Here is an 18,742-nt window from a genome sequence, read left to right as displayed (position 1 = left end):
ATGTTGCTAAATACAATTAAAAATATAAAGGTGATATTAGGTTCGCAATCACCGCGTAGAAAGGAACTCTTAGCCTCATTGGATATTGATTTTGATGTGGTCGTGAAAAGTATAGACGAATCCATTCCATCATCGGTGCCTCCAGCACAAGCGGCTGAATATATTGCTTTGCAAAAATTAGCCGTGTTTAAAGATAATGTGACGCAGGATACTCTAGTCATTACGGCAGATACAGTAGTCGTTGATGAAGACGGCAATACATTGGGTAAGCCAGCATCTCCCGAAGAAGCGGTAGAGGTGTTGCAATCCCTATCTGGCCAAACGCATACCGTTTATACGGGTGTGGCACTGTCTTACAAAGGTCAGTCCCAAAGTTTTACGGAAGAGACACGCGTTCATTTTGAAAAACTCCATACTGATGAGATTGATTATTACGTCCAAAAGTATAAGCCTTTAGATAAGGCCGGTGCCTATGGCATCCAAGAATGGATAGGACGTATCGCTGTAAAATCCATTGAGGGTTCGTATGAAAATGTGATGGGATTACCCACGGTTCGCTTATACCAAGAGATTAAAGAATTGATTAAATAAAAAAGGAGGCTTAGCCTTAGTCATGGTCGGAAGATTTTTCTTCCGACTTTTTTGTGTTTTAGTAAAACAGGAAATTATCTTAATTAATTGATTATCAAATATTTATTTTGTTTTTTTTAGTTTGAATTTTGTATATTTATCACTAGTAATTATATAGTATGTCCGTATTTAAAGATCACAAAATCTCTCTCAGCCAAGTTTTAGCATTTATACCCGAAGCTCTTTTAAGCCATCTTTCGGCAACCACTAAAGTTGATTATTATAGCAAAGTGCTCCATGGGATAAAGATGTTTTATCTGCTTTTGTTCTGTATTTTCGATAACGAAAGATTAAGTCAGCGAACATTAGAAGATACTTTTAACAGTAGTGGATTTAAAAGCCCTATTTGGATTGGGAGAAGAAGAAAGGGCTCGCAGAAGCTCTATCTCCGATAGACTTTCCAAGATTGATCCCAGTTATTTCAAAGAAATCTATGAGCAGATTTACCAGCGGTTTTCAGGGGTTTACTCGAAGACCGAAATCGAAAAGTATAATCTTATACGAGTTGACAGCACTATTGTTGCTGATGCTTGCACGAAGCTAAAAGAAGGCATTGACCAGAAAAGCGGTAAGAAATTAGTGAAGTTTAGTTTTTCGTTTGACGGCATTTTACCTTCGGGAGTAGAAGTTTTCACTGCTCAGAAATACTCTTCCGAAGAGTCCGCACTCCCGGAAGCTATTTTAAAACAAGTAAAGAAAGAAGAATATCACGACAATATTTATGTCATAGACAGAGGCTTGCAATCAACACGGTCAATGAAAGAATTTGATGGACAATCTGTGAAATTTATCATTCGTTCGAAAGATAACAGAAAATTTGAAGAGATGGAATCATTTCTCGAGCCGAAAAAACCTCTAAAATGGAATGACTGGGAAGTACTAAAAGATAGCAAGGTAAAGCTTTATACCGGAAGTCCCATACAAAACCAACGAGGCAAAGTGCATTTTCGGCAAGAGAAAGTAGAAACTGAGTTTCGTTTGGTGGTCATTAAAAGTCAAAAAACAAACAAGGAATTTTGGTTTCTAACTAACGAATTTCAACTATCAGCCAAGGAAATTTCTGATTATTACAGAAAACGCTGGGATATTGAAGTGTTTTTCAGGTTCCTGAAACAAGAACTCAACCTAAGTCATTTGGTTTCAATGAACAGGAACGGAATTGAAGTGATGGTCTATATGACAATGATAGCAGCGATGCTTTTGTTGATTTATAAAAAATCAAATAATTTGGGCTAAAAAACAGCCAAACGAAGAATAGTAATGGGGCTTAGAGGTATGATAACGGCCATTCTAATTATATTTGCAGGAGGAGACCCAGCTAAAGTTTTCAAAACATAAAAAATGGTCGGAATTTCTTCCGACCATGACTAGCTTAGCCTCCTTTTTTATTATTTGATATGGTATCGAATACCGGAATAAAACATTCTTCCTGTCAATGGACCCCATAAGAGGTTGGTGTCAAAGTGCTGACCAAATGGTTGTTCAGCTGCTAAAATTGGATCTTTTTGGTATGTGTTGGAAAGATTCTCTCCTCCCACATAGATAGTGAAGTTTTTATTTACACCAAAAGATTTGCTAATCTGTGCGTTCATAGTGATGTAGGCATCTGAGTTCGCAGCCAATTGATATTGATCCGGGTTACCTAGTGTCGACGGGATACGTTTGGACCCTACCGTGTTGAAAGTATAATCAAAGCTCCATCCGCTATGTAGATTATAAGCTAAGTTAATAAAACCCCTGTGTTTTGCAGTCAACGGCTTTTGCAATTTGCCTGATTTATAATCGGTCTGTACATCCAACAATCTGTAAGCCATTCGTGCTTCAAAATGCGGAGCGGGCATGAATCTAAATTCTGCTTGCACACTATTGGAATATGACTTTCCTTCCAAATTATAAATGGATACCGTGCGTGGATTTTCCCAATCGATTACGACTTGATTTTGGAAGTTATTGTGAAACAATTCTACGGATAGTCCTGACTCTCGTCCGAACAATTGAAAATTCTGATCAAGGGTAATGCCTGTATTCCAAGACACCTCTGGTTTCAGTCCGTAGGCATTATTTTGATTTTGTAATTCCGCATAATTAATCGCTCTCGAGGACGCAAGCATACTCAAGTTTTCGGCAAAGATATTAGCCGTCCGCTGACCACGTCCTGTGCTAAATCGAATGGTATTACCTGTGAATGGATTGTAACGCGCCACTAACCGAGGTGTAGTGAACCACCCATACAAGGAATTATAGTCTTCGCGTAGACCCAATACCACATCCATCTTTTCATTCGGACTGTACGTATATTCTACGAAAACGCCCGTTACGGATTCGCTGCGGTCAAATACATTGGACTCTATATTTTCATTATATTTGTCGTAGGTGAGGGAAGCGCCAACTTTATATTTGTGCGCCACACTACCGATGATATCTTGAAATATTAAATTGGCATAACCGTTGGTCTGCTCGCTATTGTAATTGCGAATTCCGAAATAACTGTCTTGGATGTAATTGGAAGCAGATACTAAGAATCCGATGCTTCTCAGGCGATTCTTCGGGAATACATAACCGATTTTAGCGAAACCCTCTATACGTTCGTTGTCAAAGCCTAATCCATATACCTTGGTGTCACCTTTGTCAAGACTCTTGTTAAAATCTACTTTACCGCCTGTACGGTTGTCTTTTAGATATTTAACGCCGAATTGTGCTATAGTACCTTTGCCATTTTCATAATGCCATCTATTGATACCGGAAAATAGATTACCTACCGGAATATCTCTAAATCCATTGTTACTGAAGTTCATGTTTTTGTTGTACATGAAATTGTCATGCAAAAGGAGGCCTACCGACCATTTTTCATTAATCTTCTGAGCAAGATTAAGATTGACGTCCGTACGTCCCATATTGTTGACATACGTGTTGAAATATAGTCTTTCCGAATTGTGAGGCTTTTTAAGTTCCACATTGATTTGCCCAGCCATATTCTCGTAACCATTCACAACCGATCCGATACCTTTACTAATCTCTATGGACTCAATCCAAGTGCCCGCAATACTATTTAATCCCAATGGTGTAGCAAAACCTCTCGGACCAGGCAGGTTTTCAACCGTTAGTTGCGTATATATACCACTTAATCCTAACAACTGAATCTGCTTGCTACCGGTTACCGCATCATTGCTCACTACATCTACCGACACCGTCGTTTCAAAACTTTCGCTCAGGTCACAACATGCCGCTTTAAAAAGTTCTTGTGCCGTAAGAATCTCCGCACGATTAGCGGACAATGCGTTGATATAGTTGGATTTTTTGCGTCGGGACACGACTACCTCCGAAAGGACATTATTCTGTGCATGTACCACCAATACCTCGTGAAGATTCTTCACTTCGATTGTATCTGCCTGCATTCCCGCAAAAGAGAATACTAAATTTTTATTTCCTTTGTCATGTTTGATTTTGAAAACCCCATTTTCATTGGTAGTAGTGCTACTTTGTGGACCTTCAAGCCATTTTACATTGACGTTTGCAATAGGAGATAAGTCGGCTTTTTGATTTTCATTAACGACTACTCCTGTAATAATATGCTCATGGTCGTGGTCAGCATGATCGTCATGAGTTTCCTTATTTTGCTCATTTTGGTGATTATTTCCCGTATGGTCGTCGTGATCATCATGGACATGATCTTCTTTATTACCAAAATTCGGTCGGTCATAAAAGCAACATTCATGCAGTTTCTCGTAGACCTCATCTGGAGCTCTATAGCCCGAATTGTCATGCCCTGCATTCGCTATTGCTTGCTGAATTTGAGCTAATTTAACCTTTTTGGAATTGTACTTAACGGTGACCTTATGGGTTTGGAGGTTCCATTCCGCATGCTCTACGCCTGGTAGTTTGGCGGCTTTTTCTATTCTTTGTTTACACATTCCACAATTTCCAGCAACATCAAATGTTGTCGTACTATCGGATTGGGCATATAAAGTAATAGTAAGGAATGAAAAAAATACTAGTAAAAATGATTTTATATATGTGTTCATGATATTTTCTATTCTAATGCAATAAATGATTTATTAATCAGCGAGAACTGATTAATCAATATTGGGGAATAGAAAATCCTAGATTCTGAAAATACGGTTTAAAAGATATATAGGCGGGGATGAGTCCGAATACGCATATAAATATTCGTGTGAAGAAATATAAGTCGTATGCTCAGCAGGGGTGGGGAACGCTGTAATCCATAACAATGGAATAATAGCGGGATAAATATGCGCAAAAAAAGCCTGCTGTGTGCTCAATTCGGTATGACTCAGTTGATCGATAGGCAACACGTCATCTTTACACTCCCCAGCGCAATGCGAATCATTGGCATGTTCTTCCTGATGATGTTGCGCGCAAAACGGACAACTGTTTATACCTACCTTTTCATAAATACTAAGTAATGTGGCCTCTTCACACTTATGTATATAAATATTCCCACCAATGGAAACAAAGGTGAAAATCAAACACATAAAATATATTAGCAGTCTCATCACTACAAACTTAATAAAAAATAGTAATTATTTTTTTTGTAAATAAAATTATTTAATATATTAGTCTAACTCAAACCGATAAATTATGATACAATTATTGAACGACCCTTCTGTAGCTGTAATAGGTATGGTAGGCTTAGGTGTAACAGGTTTTGTACTTGTCAAAGTCTATTCTAAAGTAATCTCACGATTGCATTAGTGCATATAAACAATACTTAAAGAAGCTCCAAATTAAATTTGGAGCTTTTTTTATGGAATTCATCGAAACACAACATCATGTATTAAAGTAGTTATAAACCTTAATTCTAAAGCTATGGTGTCATTCAAATCTTCAATTTATTCAAAAGAGTGGTTAGATATTGTATTTGCTAATCGCAATAAGGCCTACGGTGCCTATCAGTTAAGATTGTTTTCGGGAAAGGCGACTACGGTGGCTTTGTTGATTGTGGTCTGTGTTGCGCTCGGGCTGTCGGGTTTATCGTTTATATCTCGGCCGAATGCGAAGGATATATCCCCGACCTTAGAAGAAATATCACAACCTGTAACTTTAACAATAGAAAAAGAAGTCCCAAAGGAACCTATAGCGGAAGAACAAACGGCGATCACGAAAGTACAGCAAGTAGCACAAGATATTTCGGCCCGGGATCTGGTAAAATTCACAGAGATCAATCCTACGGCACAGCCTAAAGCCGAGGAAGATATTGCAGATCAGTCGGAAGTGCTAGACAAGAGAAAGCTAGTAGCTTCCATCCGAATGAAAGGTCAACCGGGAGGTGAGCTCATTACACGTGGAACCTTTGGGACCTCCACACGCGATGGAGGTTCTAGAGGAAATTCTATGGGTGATATCGAAGGTTCTGCAGGCAAAGACAACACTCCATTCATCAGTGTGGAGGTCATGCCGACGCCAAAAGGAGGCATGAGTGCATTCGTGCAGTGGATTGCTAAGAATTATACATTTCCACAATCTGCAGCAGATAATAATGTAAAAGGATTGATTCAAATCAAGTTTGTGGTGGAGGAAGATGGAAGTCTGAGCTCATTTGAAGTATTGAGAGATATGGGCTTTGGCACAGGACAAGAAGCGGTGAAACTACTACTGCGTGCTAAAAAATGGAATCCTGGGGTGCAAAATGGCAGACCTGTTCGTGTCGCATTTACGCTTCCTATTCGTCTCAGCACCGAATAGCATATATGCTATGCATGGGTACTAGTTTTTGTTGTCAGCAGAATCGATGCGTATAAAAATGGGGTGATTTGGGTCTTTATTTTCCCAAGTTGGCCCCTTTTTTAGGATTTCTAAAATATGGTTATTCAGATTAGGGTCTGATGAAGTTTTGATTTCGATATGAGTCGGTTTCATTGCCTTGTCCAAATCAAAGGAAATATTTGCCGAATAATGTACAAATCCTCTTTTTTGAAGTTGCTCACTGATATACTGATGAAAAGCTTTCCAGCCCACCGTAGGATTACCATTTTGAATGGTTTTTGGTAGAATGTTTTCCGATGCTGTGGAGGACCGCGTAATGGATTCTTCGGTTTTTCGATTTGCTAATGAATTTCCATTAAATAGTATATCGCTAATGGTATTTTCAGCAAGTTTTTCCGTCACCTCCGTTTTCTCCTCTTGGGATTGTTTGGCTAAAATATTCATCAGATCCGCCTTAGTTTTTGGATCCAAGTTCATTCGTTGCAGATCTGCCTGGGATTTAGCCACAGAAGTCGTAGAAGGAGTAGGCTGGCGGGCAGCAACAGCGCGCGAAGTCAATAGTTCCGTTTGCGGCATCTGTGATTGTCGACCTTCATTTGTATGTATGATCTCTTGCTGAGGAAGATCGAACTTTCTAGACCCCTCGATTACCACGGGAAGTTTCGGTTTTGCTTCATATACAATTAGAGTTTGAGGGTCAATTTTTTTGGACGGTACGACAGCTGGAGTTTTTGATTGTGGGCTGGACGTTGCCGCAGTCATACCTTGGGATTGCTCTACCTGTTCGGAGTGTGCAATCCATGAAGAATCTAAAGCAACATCACTATTATTTTGTATTTCTGTAGGAACTTCGGCAGGTTTAATAACCGTATTGGCTAATTCTACATCCATACGCGGGGTGAAGAAATAAATAGCCGCAGCCGATAGGACAACCATAATGGAGGCCGCAATCGCCAGTTTTTTGAAGGTAAAGAGGGTAGTGGAATTTTCTTTTAGGGCTCTCGACTTGATTTGAGACTGTAGGTCCGCAATAGGGTTTGGATACCCTTGCATTTTCTCATGTTCTAACCCTTCGATGATATCCATCAACATTTCGTCTTCGTGCATAGCCCGTTCGATCTCATGCATCTCTGCAGGAGAAAGTTCGCCATTCACATATTGACGCAAATATTTGATATCTGAAGTAAATCTACTCATCTGATTTTTCCATGCAATTTTTTAAATTCCTCTTCCCATTCTGTATATAGCTTTTCACATCTTTCATGCTATATCCTGTGATGTCAACGACTTCTTTGTAGCATTTTTGATTGATAAAAAATAAATCAATACTAATACGTTGTTTGTCAGGTAGCTTTTCAATACAATGTTCTAATTGCGATAATCGTACTTCTTTTTCTTCGTACGTTTCTGATGGATGCATATGAAGTGGAAATTCCACAAATTCATCCGTCGAAATTTCATAATTATTTTTGGAAGACCGCAATTCCATGAGGCAATAGTTTTTGGTCACTACATAAAGCCATTTCGGAAATACTTTTATTTCCTGTTTTTTTACTTTAGCGATCAGCTGTTCGAAAAGCTGCATCACTGCATCCTTGCTTTTCTCCTCGTCCTTGAAATAGCGCAGACAGACGTAGTACACCATCTCGCTATGTCGCGTGTATAACTTACCTAGCGAAGTCAAATCTTCATCGGCCAAGTATTTAGCCAATAAAGATTCATCTGTTTCATTCGAAATGGACGAGTCATGTAATTTCATAATCAGGCTCAAAATAATTTTTTTTTCTTGATTATGGAAATTTCATTCTTCCTGCATCCGTTAAGAAAAATTAAATCTTGAGTCAATATGAAAAAGCTATGGATACTTCTTCTGACACTTACGGCTATAGTAGCTAAAGGTCAAAATTTGATGCCAATCGAAGGTACGGTGAGTGATATGGATAGTAAAACGGCCCTTCGTGGTGTCATGGTAAAATCCAGTAATAACAACCAAGTGCTCACCGATGAGCGTGGTGCATTCACGATATCATCATTTGTAAATGATACCTTAACCTTTTTATTTATTGGGTATGAACCCACCACGCATATCGTCAAAAAAGGAGAAAAAATAAAAATTTATTTGCAAAGTGCGCCGACTCAACTCGATGAGGTCGTTGTGACAGCTTACGCATCTCAACCAAAAAGAGCTATGCAAGTGGGCAGCGTCTTGCAAGGTAATGTAGCTGGTCTATCTGTACGCCAGGTGCGCCGGACACCAGCCAACACCGAATCTTACGCAGAATTTAAAGAAAATAAATTTATAAGTCCGCTCAAGGAAGCATTATCAACATTTGCAGCGGATGTAGATGTGGCTTCTTATAACAATATAAAACGATTTTTGAATGGCGGGAATTTACCTCCCGTTGATGCCGTACGTATTGAAGAAATGATTAATTATTTTCAATATGATATGCCTTCGCCCCAGGGCAATAGCCCTGTCGCTATTTATTCGGAACTTTCTCCATCACCATGGAATTCCAAACACCAATTGTTGCGGGTCTCTCTCAAAGCAAAAGATATTCCTACGGAAAATCTTCCATCGTCCAACTTTGTCTTTTTGATCGATGTATCGGGTTCGATGTATGATGCGAATAAGCTGCCCTTAGTGAAATCTTCTCTGAAACTACTTGTCGATCAGTTGCGCGATAAAGATAAGGTAGCGATAGTGACGTATGCAGGGAATGCTTCTGTGCGTCTAGAAAGTACAGCGGGCAATCAGAAAATGAAGATAAAGGAAATCATTGACGGGCTGGAAGCGGGTGGATCTACTGCAGGCGGTGATGGGTTGAAAATGGCCTACAATCTCTCTCGCACAAATTTTATTAAGGGCGGAAATAATCGCATCGTGATGGCTACAGATGGGGATTTTAATGTCGGCGCGTCGAGTGATTCGGATATGGAAAGATTAATAGAAAAAGAACGTGAATCCGGTGTAAACATTTCCATCCTGGGATATGGCATGGGAAATTATAAGGATAGTAAGTTGGAACTATTGGCCAACAAAGGTCGTGGCAACTATGCTTACATTAACGATATTGCGGAGGCACGTAAGGCAATGATTAATGAGTTTGGTGGTACACTGTTCACGGTCGCCAAAGATGTCAAGATACAGGTAGAATTCAACCCGAAATATGTACAATATTACCGTTTGGTAGGCTATGAGAACCGCTTGATGGATGCAGAAGATTTTAATAATGACAAGAAAGTTGGTGGTGATATGGGAGTGGGGCATGTGGTGACTGCTATTTATGATATCATTCCCGCGGGTGTTCAATCGGAAGAGGTAGGAAATGTAGATCCTTTGAAATATCAAAAGAGCCAAGACCAGTCGAATACCAATAATTCATCCGAGCTTGCTACTATTAAGTTTCGATACAAGGATCCTCAAGGGAATAAATCCAATTTGCAGCAGCATATTGTGATGCATGATGCGGTACAGCCTATGAGCACGGATTTCAAATTTGCGTCAGCAGTAGCTGAATTGGGTATGCTTTTGCGCAATTCCTCATTCAAGCAACAGTCTAGTTTTGACGCACTCATTCAGCGTGCTAAACAAAGTAAAGGATATGATGAAGAGGGATACCGCGCAGAGTTTATAAAAATTGCAGAAAACGCCAAAGTATTGATGAAAAGCAATGAAATAGTAAAGAATTAGCGAGAATTAAGACAGTGCGGAGTTAAAGTAAATGTGGCCGAGGGTGGCCACATTTACTGAAACTAATAATGATATAAATTGAGAATAGTGTTCGCGTAATTTTTTCCTAATTGTCTATAGCCTGCAGGACTGAAGTGTAATCCATCGGGTATGCCTTCACAGTCTTTGGAAGATACGATATGTGCTGTTTTAACAAACACTGGGCGTATTGTCCGAATCCCTTTAAAATAAAAGTTTGCTCAGGAGATCTTTTTATAACAAATTAGACTTTTTATTATAATTCGTCCAGATCACTACGGCCAAAATAAAAGCGACACCCAACCATTGAAGCAGGGATACATTTTCGTATAATACAAAATATGACATGGCTACCGCTACAGGCAATTCCACTGCACTCAATATAGATCCTAAAGCCAAATCAATCTTGGGCATACCATAGGCAAATAGAAAAGGAGGCAGTACGGTTCCAAAAACAGCTAATAGAACCCCATACTTGTAAATTTCTAAATCTACAGTGGTCTGCAACAATGAAAAAGGTTGAAGTACAACAAAAATCAGTATACAGGCACCCGTTACCATCAAGGCGCTTTTTTGTACAGGAGGATAGTCATTGCCGACTTTTCCATTGACCATAATGAATATCGAATACGCTAAGGCTGCAAGTATACCATAGAAAATTCCAAGAGCAGATAAATCTTGAATAGCTGATTCGAATACGCCAGTAGCTAGAAGTGTGGCAGCGAGAATGAGTACAATCCCTATGCTTTGTTTTTTGGTAGGCTTTTGTTTGAATACCAGATAATTTATAAGCGCGCCGATCCAAATGAATTGCATGAGCAAGACAATTGCGATGGATGCAGGCACTAGCTGTACACATTTATAATAGATGATGCTCACGATACCTGTTGAAATGCCGGCCATCATTATTTTCCAACTTGCTGTTTTGCGGGGGTATTTGTTAAAATCTACTTTGATAACTTTCATAACGATAAAAATTATCCACAGTATAAGCATTCCTAATAATGCTTGAACGCCTGTCACCTCACCCAAAGAAAAACCTGCGGCATATGCTTTTTTCACAAAAGTAGACAATACCCCAAAGCTTGCAGCTCCTATAAACACGGCTAGAGCACCTTTTAAATGTTTCATCCTGCAAAAGTAGTTAACTAATGTGGATAAAAAGAATCCACTATATTGCATTTGAAATGTAGATTTGTTTATGCATAAAATGACCTCCAAAATAGTAGGATTGCTTGTCTTTCCCCTGTGTATAGCCTTGATTTTGAGTTCTTGTGGTGCTAGAAAAAAATCCACCATCACCGGACCTACGAAAACCACAATAGAACGACCTTCAGGCAAAAGAGCGAATATTAAACAATATTATGCTGAATTGTTGGATGCGAATCCTAAAGAATTGAATGAGAATCTCTACGCGTATATAGACGATTGGATGGGAAGTCCCCATCGCTTGGGCGGTCAAAGTAAAAATGGTATTGATTGTTCCGGCTTCGTAGGCATGATTTATCAAGAAGTATACCGTAAGAACCTGCCGCGCACCTCCCGCGATATGGCTGAAATAGTCAAACGCAAATATGATAATCAACTTCAGGAAGGGGATTTGGTATTTTTCTCCTTTGGAGGGAAAAATATTGATCATGTGGGCATCTATTTGCATAATGACAAGTTTGTGCATGTCTCGACCAAGCAAGGAGTTGTCATTTCCAACCTAAAAGATACCTGGTATTACAAATACTTTACGCGATGCGGTACACCTCAAATTTAGCTTGGAAGTAATAACAATGTCAATTGTAAAAGGTTAGTATACAAACAAAGGGATAATGCCCACAATTTGTGTATTTTTGCCTACATTTTTATTAAAACAACATGACAAGTAGATCAAAAAGAATTTTTCTAGCCATTTGTGTGATTGTACCTTTCATCATTTATTGTTGGGTGTACTATTCTGCAATGGTAAAAAATGCTCCTTACCGTTTTTCTGATTTCGAATCCATTGAGTTGACATATGGGTTGCCTGGAGAGATGCTCAATAAATATGATTCAAAGACTGCTGAATATCAGTATTTGACAAAAGATAACCGCGTGATGAAAGATACCGTAAAAATGCGCAAAGATGATTTACTGTATTTACACCGCAAGGCTATGGAATTGGGATTTTGGAACGTAGATGATGATATGACTACTACTCGAACAGCTGAGGCGGATGGTAAAAATGTTCCTCGCTATATTTTAAAATATACATACAAAGAAAAATCAAAAGAAGTCGTTTTAGATGCTGATTATAACGGTACACAGAAAATGAAAGATGCGGCAAAGTCCACAATTGACGCCGTGATTACCATGATCGCCGAAGCACAAGCTCGCTAAATAAACAGAAATTAAATAAGCATAAAAAAAGGGAAATCAGATTTGATTTCCCTTTTTTATTTCCCTTAATGATTTACACCTTCGATATCATTCGGATTGTGTTTGTGCTTGAATAGTAAAGCAAAAGCAATCACGATGATTAGCGTATAGGCTGCAAATGCAAGCCATATACTGTGCCAGTCCTTTAAGTTTATTATTTCATTAAATAAACCATTCTCGATATTGATACCTCGGCTAGAGATGAACTCTAAGAATTTAGAATTGTCCACTGTAGTCTCTAGACGATTGGCTAGTTCATTCGCATTGCTATAGCCGTGTGTAAAATATTTGTCTATCAGCCATCCTGATGAGATAGAGCCAAATACAGCACCGAAACCATTAGTCATCATCATAAACAATCCTTGAGCAGAAGATCTAATCTTTGAATCGGTAGAACTTTCCACAAATAGAGAGCCTGATATATTGAAGAAGTCAAAAGCCAGTCCATACACCACACAGGACAGAATAATCATCCATAGTCCATCAGAAGGGTTGCCATAAGCAAATAAGCCGAATCGCAACACCCAAGCTACCATAGCAAACAACATAACATTACGTATCCCAAACCTTTTCAGAAAGAAAGGTATAGCCAAGATAAATAAGGTCTCCGAGATCTGGGAGATGGACATAATAATAGTAGATCCTTCCACTACCAGCGAGGAAGCATATTTTGGATAAAAGGCAAATTCGCTTAGGAATACATCACCATACGCATTGGTCAATTGCAAAGCTGCACCCAAAAACATGGAGAAAATAAAGAAGAGAGCCATCTTATAATTGGCAAACAACTTGAAGGCTTCTAAGCCCAGCAGTTCTGTCCATTTCGCATTCTCTTTGATAAGGCGCTGTGGTGGACATTTTGGAATCATAAAAATGGAATACACAGCAAGCGCAATAGATCCTGCTGCCGCAATATAAAATTGGAATTCCGTAGCTTTATTACCCGATAAGTTCGTAATCCACATGGCAGCGATAAATCCCACGGTACCCCACACCCGAATCGGTGGAAAGGCTTTGATCAAGTCATACTTGGCAGCCGTTAACGAGCTATAAGCAATGGAATTTGATAAAGCCAGCGTCGGCATATAACAGCACATCGCCGCTAATATGACCGTAAAGAAAGTGCTTGGATTATCGACTTGGGCAAGATAAATTAAACAGATGGCATAGAGGAAATGAAGAAGAGAGTACAATTTTTCGGCATTCACCCAACGGTCGGCTATAATCCCTATCAGCGTAGGCATGAATAGGGAAGCGATTCCCATTGTGGCAAAAATAGCACCGAATTGTGTTCCATCCCAACTCTTTGTCCCGAACCAATAGTTTGCTATTGTGATTAACCATGCTCCCCATACAAAGAACTGAAGAAAGTTCATGATGGTGAGTCTCAATTTGATTGACATATTATTAAATTATGATTTTCTTCTTTCTATTTCGTCACGAATTTTTGCAGCAACTTCGTATTGCTCGTTTGCAATCGCTTTTTCTAGTGTGTTTTCGAGTTGCTCCATCGTCAAAGAGGCATAGGGAGACACCTCTTTTGGTTTGTTATATTCTTGCGGTGCTGCTGCTGCCGGGGCGGATTCATCACTAGCGGGAGTATTCATGTTTTCCAAAAAGGCGAAATCATTACTCTCTATGACTATTCCTGCAGCGGACATGATGAAATCGTATGTGTAAATGGGACATTCAAATCGCACAGCCAACGCTACGGCATCGGAAGTACGTGCATCAATTTCAAAAGTTTGACTTCCTTGGCTGCAGATTAATTTGGCAAAGAAAATACCATCTACAAGATTATAAATCAAGACTTCATCTACCGTAATATCGAAAGATTGGGCAAATGTTTTGAATAAATCATGTGTAAGGGGACGACTTGGCGTCATCTTCTCGATTTCGACTGCAATCGCCTGCGCTTCGAAACTTCCAATGATAATAGGAAGACGTCTATTGCCGTTAATTTCGCCCAAGACGAGTGCATATGCGCCTGACTGTGTTTGGCTATACGATAAGCCAACGATATCTAACTTAAGTTTCTTCATCCGAACACCTTCAATGATACAAAGATGTGAATATTAATGCCAAAAAAAAAGTAGCATGCGATTTTTTGTACATGCTACCATGATTTATAGTAAGGATTTTTGTTTAGTTTCCTTTATGTGCTTTAAGTGCTTCGATCAATTTCGGAACGATTGTGAAGGCATCGCCAACGATTCCATAGTCTGCCACTTTGAAAAATGGTGCTTCAGGATCCTTATTAATCACTACAATAGTCTTAGAAGAACTTACGCCTGCAAGGTGTTGTATAGCCCCAGAAATACCGATTGCGATATACAAATTCGGGCTCACCACGATACCTGTCTGTCCTACGTGCTCTGAGTGTGGTCTCCACCCAGCATCCGAAACCGGTTTCGAACATGCCGTAGCGGCTCCCAATACTTCTGCAAGTTCCTCGATCATAGACCAGTTTTCTGGCCCTTTCATACCTCGCCCTGCGGAAACTACGATTTCTGCTTCAGGCAATGAGATTTTGTCTGTTGCACGCACGATATCTTTCACCACCGTGCTGAAGTCGCTCGATTGTACAGGAGCTGTAAAGTTTTCTAAGGCAGCAGAGCCACCCACTTCTTTTACGGTATAACTATTTGGATTGATCGTGATTACCTTGACAGCCGAGTCTACCACTACAGTCGCAATAGCTTTATTTGAAAACGCAGTCTTTTGCACTTCAAAAGTATTACCATTGATCGTCGGTAACGAAATCGCACCCGACACAATTCCTGCCTCCAGCTTAGTAGCTAAGCGTGGAGCTAATCCTTTTCCGCTGAAGGTATTGGATAATACCACCACTGATGCATTCTCTTGCTTCGCTGCAGCGGCTACAATAGATGCGTAAGCCTGGTTTACAAAAGTTTTTAAATCATCATTCGTGACATGGTACACTTTCGAAATACCGTAAGCGCCTAACTTTGACAATTCATCGGTTGAAATATCGCCAATGGATAAAGCAATTGCTTCGGTATTTAATTGTGTTGCGATATCTTTTCCATAGGTAGCAACTTCAAAAGCTGACTTTTTAAGTTGGCCATCTGTATTTTCTATATATACTAAAACTGACATAATTAATTCTGATTCTACGTTAGATAACTTTAGCTTCGCTATGTAATAAATTCACCAACTCATTAATACTATTCTCGTCAACCAATTTGACGTTTCCTCTCGCCGGAGGCGTACTGTAATTGTTGATTTTAGTTAATGGCTGTACGGCTATAGGCTCGACAACGGAGAGAGGTTTGGTTCGAGCAGCCATGATACCACGCATATTCGGGATTTTTGGTTCTGCAACGCCTTCTGCTGTTCCTACTACTAATGGCAGCGTAGCAGATACGACTTCTTTGCCGCCTTCAATTTCACGTTCGAGGCGTGCTTGATTGCCTTCAATAGCTAGTCCTTTGGCTATAGAGACAGAAGGTAAACCCAAAAGTTCGGCAACCATTGCGCCAACTTGCGCGCCATTGTAATCAATAGATTCGCGACCCGTAAGGATTAAATCGAAATTGTTCTTTTTCGCATAATCTGCAATTTGATTGGCTACAAACCATGCATCCGAAGGAAGCGCATCCACACGTACGGCATCGTTAGCACCAATAGCCAAGGCTTTGCGAATAGTAGCCTCTGTCGAAGCATCGCCAACGGTGATCACAGTTACTGTACCACTAGTGCCTGCATCTGTCAATTCAATGGCTCTCGCTAAAGCAATCTCATCATAAGGATTAATGATGTACTGAACGCCAGCCGTATTGAATTCAGAGTTATTGTTAGTAAATGTAATTTTAGATGTTGTATCTGGAACATTACTTATACAAACTAATATTTTCATGTTTTAATGATTTAAAGGTTTATGCTTATCATTCAAGTTTATATATCAAATATAGTCAATAGTTTTTAAATTCCTATGCGTGCATAATAAATTATTTCCATGTTTCTATCCTTTTGTACTGCAATAGTTTATTTTTGTACTATGAATCGGATAGAACAATTAGAAGAATTTTTGCGTGAAAGTCCACAGGATCCATTCTTGCATTATGCATTGACTATGGAATACCTAAAGGCCAACGATAATGCGCGGGTAATCGCAGGTTTTGAGAATCTAGTGACTAACTTTCCTGACTACGTAGGGACATATTACCATTTTGGGAAATTCTTGGAAAAGCAGGGTGATTCAGCTAAAGCAGAAGAGGTGTATAAGCAAGGAATTCTTCTCGCCACACGACTACGTAATGCGCATGCTAAGAGTGAATTAATGGGTGCGTTGAATATGCTGATGGGGCTCGATGAAGACGAAGATTGTTAAATTTTAGACAAAGGAAAAAAAACTAACGTTTTGGTATTATTTTTGCCTACAAGAGAGTATTATGCGTTGGCTCATTTACATATCTTTTGTTTTCCTATTGTTGACAATAGCGCTTAGTTGTGTCAACAATCAAAAAAGCCTTGCGGCCAAGGAAAATAATGAAGCTATGAAGCAGTTGTCCGTGAATATTTCTGGTATGTACAGCGGCAATTTACCTTGCGTAGATTGCGAAGCTATCAATACGATGTTGGAATTGAACCCAGATAACTCCTATGTCCTTCGGTATATCTACGAAGGTAAATCAAATGATCAATTCGTCAAGAAAGGGGAGTGGTCTATGGAGAAAAATACGCTCAGCCTGGAAGGGGTGGACTATCAATATAAAGTCAATTCAGACTATTTGTTGCAACTGGATCTTTCTGGCAATGAAATTAAGGGTGATCTAGCAGAAAAATATCAATTATCGCGAGTTAAATAATAAAAAGAATAGGGCTGATTTCTCAGCCCTATTCTTTTTATTACATATTTTCTATTCACTGTCTCCTGTTTTGTGCAATGGGACACCCAAGATAAATTTTCTCAATTTAGGTCTAGATCAAAGAAATCAACAATTGCTTTTTGATCATCATTTTTGATAATCAGTCTTTCATATATCTGTTCAGAATATGGGGTCTGTATTTTCACTTTGTAGATCGTTTTGATTATCTCGATTGCTTGTTCTGCACTGTATCCCGCGTTTTTCTCTTTCAGTAGCCGTTCCAGTTCTTTGTAGACTTTGCACGCCGCAAACGAGATACATATGTGCGATTCTATCCTTTTTCTGAGCCGATGAAAAAGAGGTCTTATTTGTAAATCTGATTTGGATATCCTAAAGGTTCGTTCGATATTCCACAATAAGCTGTACTGTTTGATTACGTCTTCTTTTGAAAGATTACAATTCGTCATATATCCCTTCAATCCATCCCATTTACTATCGTCATTGTACTTATCATGGTTTATTGAAATACTTACCTCTCCGCTCATTGTCAGGTATTTATTATATCCTCTATTGTTAATATTGCTTTTCCCCAACTTCCCACCTTGAATAGCCTTTTCAAGTTTATCAAGACCTCGTTTCCTATTCTTCCCATCCTTTGAGGCACGGCTTTTCTTATAGCCAACAATCAATTTATCTTCCCCCTCCATTTTAATTTCTGCACTCTCTTTGTCCCCCAGTTTAAGGTTCAAGATCTGCTCGGTTATGCTGTTTCCCATATTCTTTATACGAGCACCTAAAATATACTGATAGCCGCCATCTTTAAGTTTTTGTATGTTACTCTTAGATAGCAGACCTGAGTCAGCAACAACAACCAAATTTTCAAATGAATATTTAGAAGTGAAATGTTCAATGATGGGAAGCAGGGTTTCTCCCTCGTACTTGTTCCCTTCAAAAATATCATAATCCAGTGGGTACCCATTTTCACTTACTAATAAACCAAGTACGATTTGTGGGTGTTGGTGTTTCCCATCTTTGCTAAAACCTCTTTTACGCAAGTCATCTTCATCACTGGCCTCGAAATACAAGGTTGTTACATCGTAGAAAACAATGGATAGTTTTCCTCCAAGAATACCTAGAGTATGTGCAAAACTTATTTGAAGCCAATATCATTAAAAATATGTCCTAGCAACAACTCTGGACCAACAAGACTCATTGTATCTAAGCTATTCAGAAAGGTATCTATGAAGTCTAGTTCTTGGGAACGCTGAAATGGAATACTAGTTTGCCCACCATTACTTTCAATAATCCTTTTACCTTTTTTTATAAGACGATCGATCTCTTGTTGATCTGAAGAACTACCGACAGTTTGATGAACAATATACCGACCAGAAGATTTATCAATAATCTGAACACTAGTGGAACCGCTTTTATTACGTTT

17 protein-coding genes and 1 pseudogene are annotated in these 18,742 nt (G+C 39.2%); 8 read left to right on the top strand and 10 right to left on the bottom strand.

What is annotated here, in order from left to right; translation table 11 throughout:
- Both EDC17_RS08360 and EDC17_RS08355 read left to right on the top strand, forming a co-directional pair.
- Positions 1-591: a Maf family nucleotide pyrophosphatase gene (locus EDC17_RS08360; protein WP_207895728.1), complete on the top strand. Its 591-nt coding sequence runs from the start codon at positions 1-3 to the stop codon at positions 589-591.
- Positions 592-957: 366 nt separating this feature from the next.
- On the top strand, positions 958-1,866 hold the full coding sequence (locus EDC17_RS08355; RefSeq protein WP_243646090.1) for an IS4 family transposase: 909 nt from the start codon (positions 958-960) through the stop codon (positions 1,864-1,866).
- Positions 1,867-2,018: 152 nt separating this feature from the next.
- Here EDC17_RS08355 and EDC17_RS08350 read toward each other — a convergent pair whose 3' ends face one another.
- Together EDC17_RS08350 and EDC17_RS08345 are read right to left on the bottom strand one after the other, a co-directional pair.
- Positions 2,019-4,652 (bottom strand): cation transporter, encoded by a 2,634-nt coding sequence (locus EDC17_RS08350; protein ID WP_132777633.1) that lies wholly within the window; start codon positions 4,650-4,652, stop codon positions 2,019-2,021.
- A gap of 78 nt (positions 4,653-4,730) precedes the next feature.
- Complete coding sequence (locus EDC17_RS08345; RefSeq protein ID WP_132777632.1) at positions 4,731-5,144, bottom strand: hypothetical protein; 414 nt, start codon at positions 5,142-5,144, stop codon at positions 4,731-4,733.
- A gap of 313 nt (positions 5,145-5,457) precedes the next feature.
- On the opposite strand from EDC17_RS08345, the gene EDC17_RS08340 reads away from it, so the two are divergent.
- A complete protein-coding gene (locus EDC17_RS08340; RefSeq protein ID WP_132777631.1) occupies positions 5,458-6,333 on the top strand; it encodes an energy transducer TonB in 876 nt (291 codons plus the stop codon).
- A 21-nt stretch (positions 6,334-6,354) separates the two neighbouring features.
- On the opposite strand, the gene EDC17_RS08335 is transcribed toward EDC17_RS08340, so the two are convergent.
- Positions 6,355-7,551 (bottom strand): hypothetical protein, encoded by a 1,197-nt coding sequence (locus EDC17_RS08335; RefSeq protein ID WP_132777630.1) that lies wholly within the window; start codon positions 7,549-7,551, stop codon positions 6,355-6,357.
- Positions 7,544-8,113, bottom strand: coding sequence for an RNA polymerase sigma factor (locus EDC17_RS08330; protein ID WP_132777629.1), 570 nt, complete (start codon positions 8,111-8,113; stop codon positions 7,544-7,546). Before EDC17_RS08330 ends, EDC17_RS08335 begins: the two co-directional genes overlap by 8 nt.
- Positions 8,114-8,200: 87 nt before the next feature.
- Between EDC17_RS08330 and EDC17_RS08325 the strand changes: the two genes are divergently transcribed.
- Positions 8,201-10,048 (top strand): vWA domain-containing protein, encoded by a 1,848-nt coding sequence (locus tag EDC17_RS08325; protein WP_132777628.1) that lies wholly within the window; start codon positions 8,201-8,203, stop codon positions 10,046-10,048.
- 252 nt (positions 10,049-10,300) lie between these two features.
- On the opposite strand, the gene EDC17_RS08320 is transcribed toward EDC17_RS08325, so the two are convergent.
- Positions 10,301-11,197: an EamA family transporter gene (locus tag EDC17_RS08320; protein ID WP_132777627.1), complete on the bottom strand. Its 897-nt coding sequence runs from the start codon at positions 11,195-11,197 to the stop codon at positions 10,301-10,303.
- 79 nt (positions 11,198-11,276) lie between these two features.
- Between EDC17_RS08320 and EDC17_RS08315 the strand changes: the two genes are divergently transcribed.
- Positions 11,277-11,831, top strand: coding sequence for a C40 family peptidase (locus tag EDC17_RS08315; RefSeq protein ID WP_132777626.1), 555 nt, complete (start codon positions 11,277-11,279; stop codon positions 11,829-11,831).
- 101 nt (positions 11,832-11,932) lie between these two features.
- Positions 11,933-12,433, top strand: a complete 501-nt coding sequence (locus EDC17_RS08310) for a hypothetical protein (protein WP_243646089.1) — start codon at positions 11,933-11,935, stop codon at positions 12,431-12,433.
- 65 nt (positions 12,434-12,498) lie between these two features.
- Here the strand turns inward: EDC17_RS08310 and EDC17_RS08305 are convergent, their stop codons facing one another.
- From EDC17_RS08305 to EDC17_RS08290, 4 genes are all read right to left on the bottom strand, one after another.
- Positions 12,499-13,875 carry a nucleoside permease gene (locus tag EDC17_RS08305; protein WP_132777625.1) on the bottom strand — a complete coding sequence of 459 codons (1,377 nt, stop codon included), beginning with the start codon at positions 13,873-13,875 and terminating at the stop codon, positions 12,499-12,501.
- 9 nt (positions 13,876-13,884) lie between these two features.
- On the bottom strand, positions 13,885-14,514 hold the full coding sequence (locus EDC17_RS08300; RefSeq protein WP_132777624.1) for a bifunctional nuclease family protein: 630 nt from the start codon (positions 14,512-14,514) through the stop codon (positions 13,885-13,887).
- Positions 14,515-14,617: 103 nt separating this feature from the next.
- Complete coding sequence (locus EDC17_RS08295; protein WP_132777623.1) at positions 14,618-15,592, bottom strand: electron transfer flavoprotein subunit alpha/FixB family protein; 975 nt, start codon at positions 15,590-15,592, stop codon at positions 14,618-14,620.
- A 19-nt stretch (positions 15,593-15,611) separates the two neighbouring features.
- Positions 15,612-16,352 carry an electron transfer flavoprotein subunit beta/FixA family protein gene (locus EDC17_RS08290; protein WP_132777622.1) on the bottom strand — a complete coding sequence of 247 codons (741 nt, stop codon included), beginning with the start codon at positions 16,350-16,352 and terminating at the stop codon, positions 15,612-15,614.
- Positions 16,353-16,493: 141 nt separating this feature from the next.
- On the opposite strand from EDC17_RS08290, the gene EDC17_RS08285 reads away from it, so the two are divergent.
- Both EDC17_RS08285 and EDC17_RS08280 read left to right on the top strand, forming a co-directional pair.
- On the top strand, positions 16,494-16,826 hold the full coding sequence (locus EDC17_RS08285; RefSeq protein WP_132777621.1) for a tetratricopeptide repeat protein: 333 nt from the start codon (positions 16,494-16,496) through the stop codon (positions 16,824-16,826).
- Between the two features lie 61 nt (positions 16,827-16,887).
- Positions 16,888-17,304: a copper resistance protein NlpE gene (locus tag EDC17_RS08280; protein WP_132777620.1), complete on the top strand. Its 417-nt coding sequence runs from the start codon at positions 16,888-16,890 to the stop codon at positions 17,302-17,304.
- Positions 17,305-17,405: 101 nt separating this feature from the next.
- On the opposite strand, the pseudogene EDC17_RS08275 reads toward EDC17_RS08280, so the two are convergent.
- Positions 17,406-18,742 (bottom strand): annotated as a pseudogene (locus EDC17_RS08275) (IS1634 family transposase); the annotation flags it as partial.

Origin of the sequence: Sphingobacterium alimentarium (assembly GCF_004342685.1) — a bacterium.
In the GTDB taxonomy this organism is placed as follows: domain Bacteria; phylum Bacteroidota; class Bacteroidia; order Sphingobacteriales; family Sphingobacteriaceae; genus Sphingobacterium; species Sphingobacterium alimentarium.
This window is presented reverse-complemented; position numbering and strand designations above follow the sequence as displayed.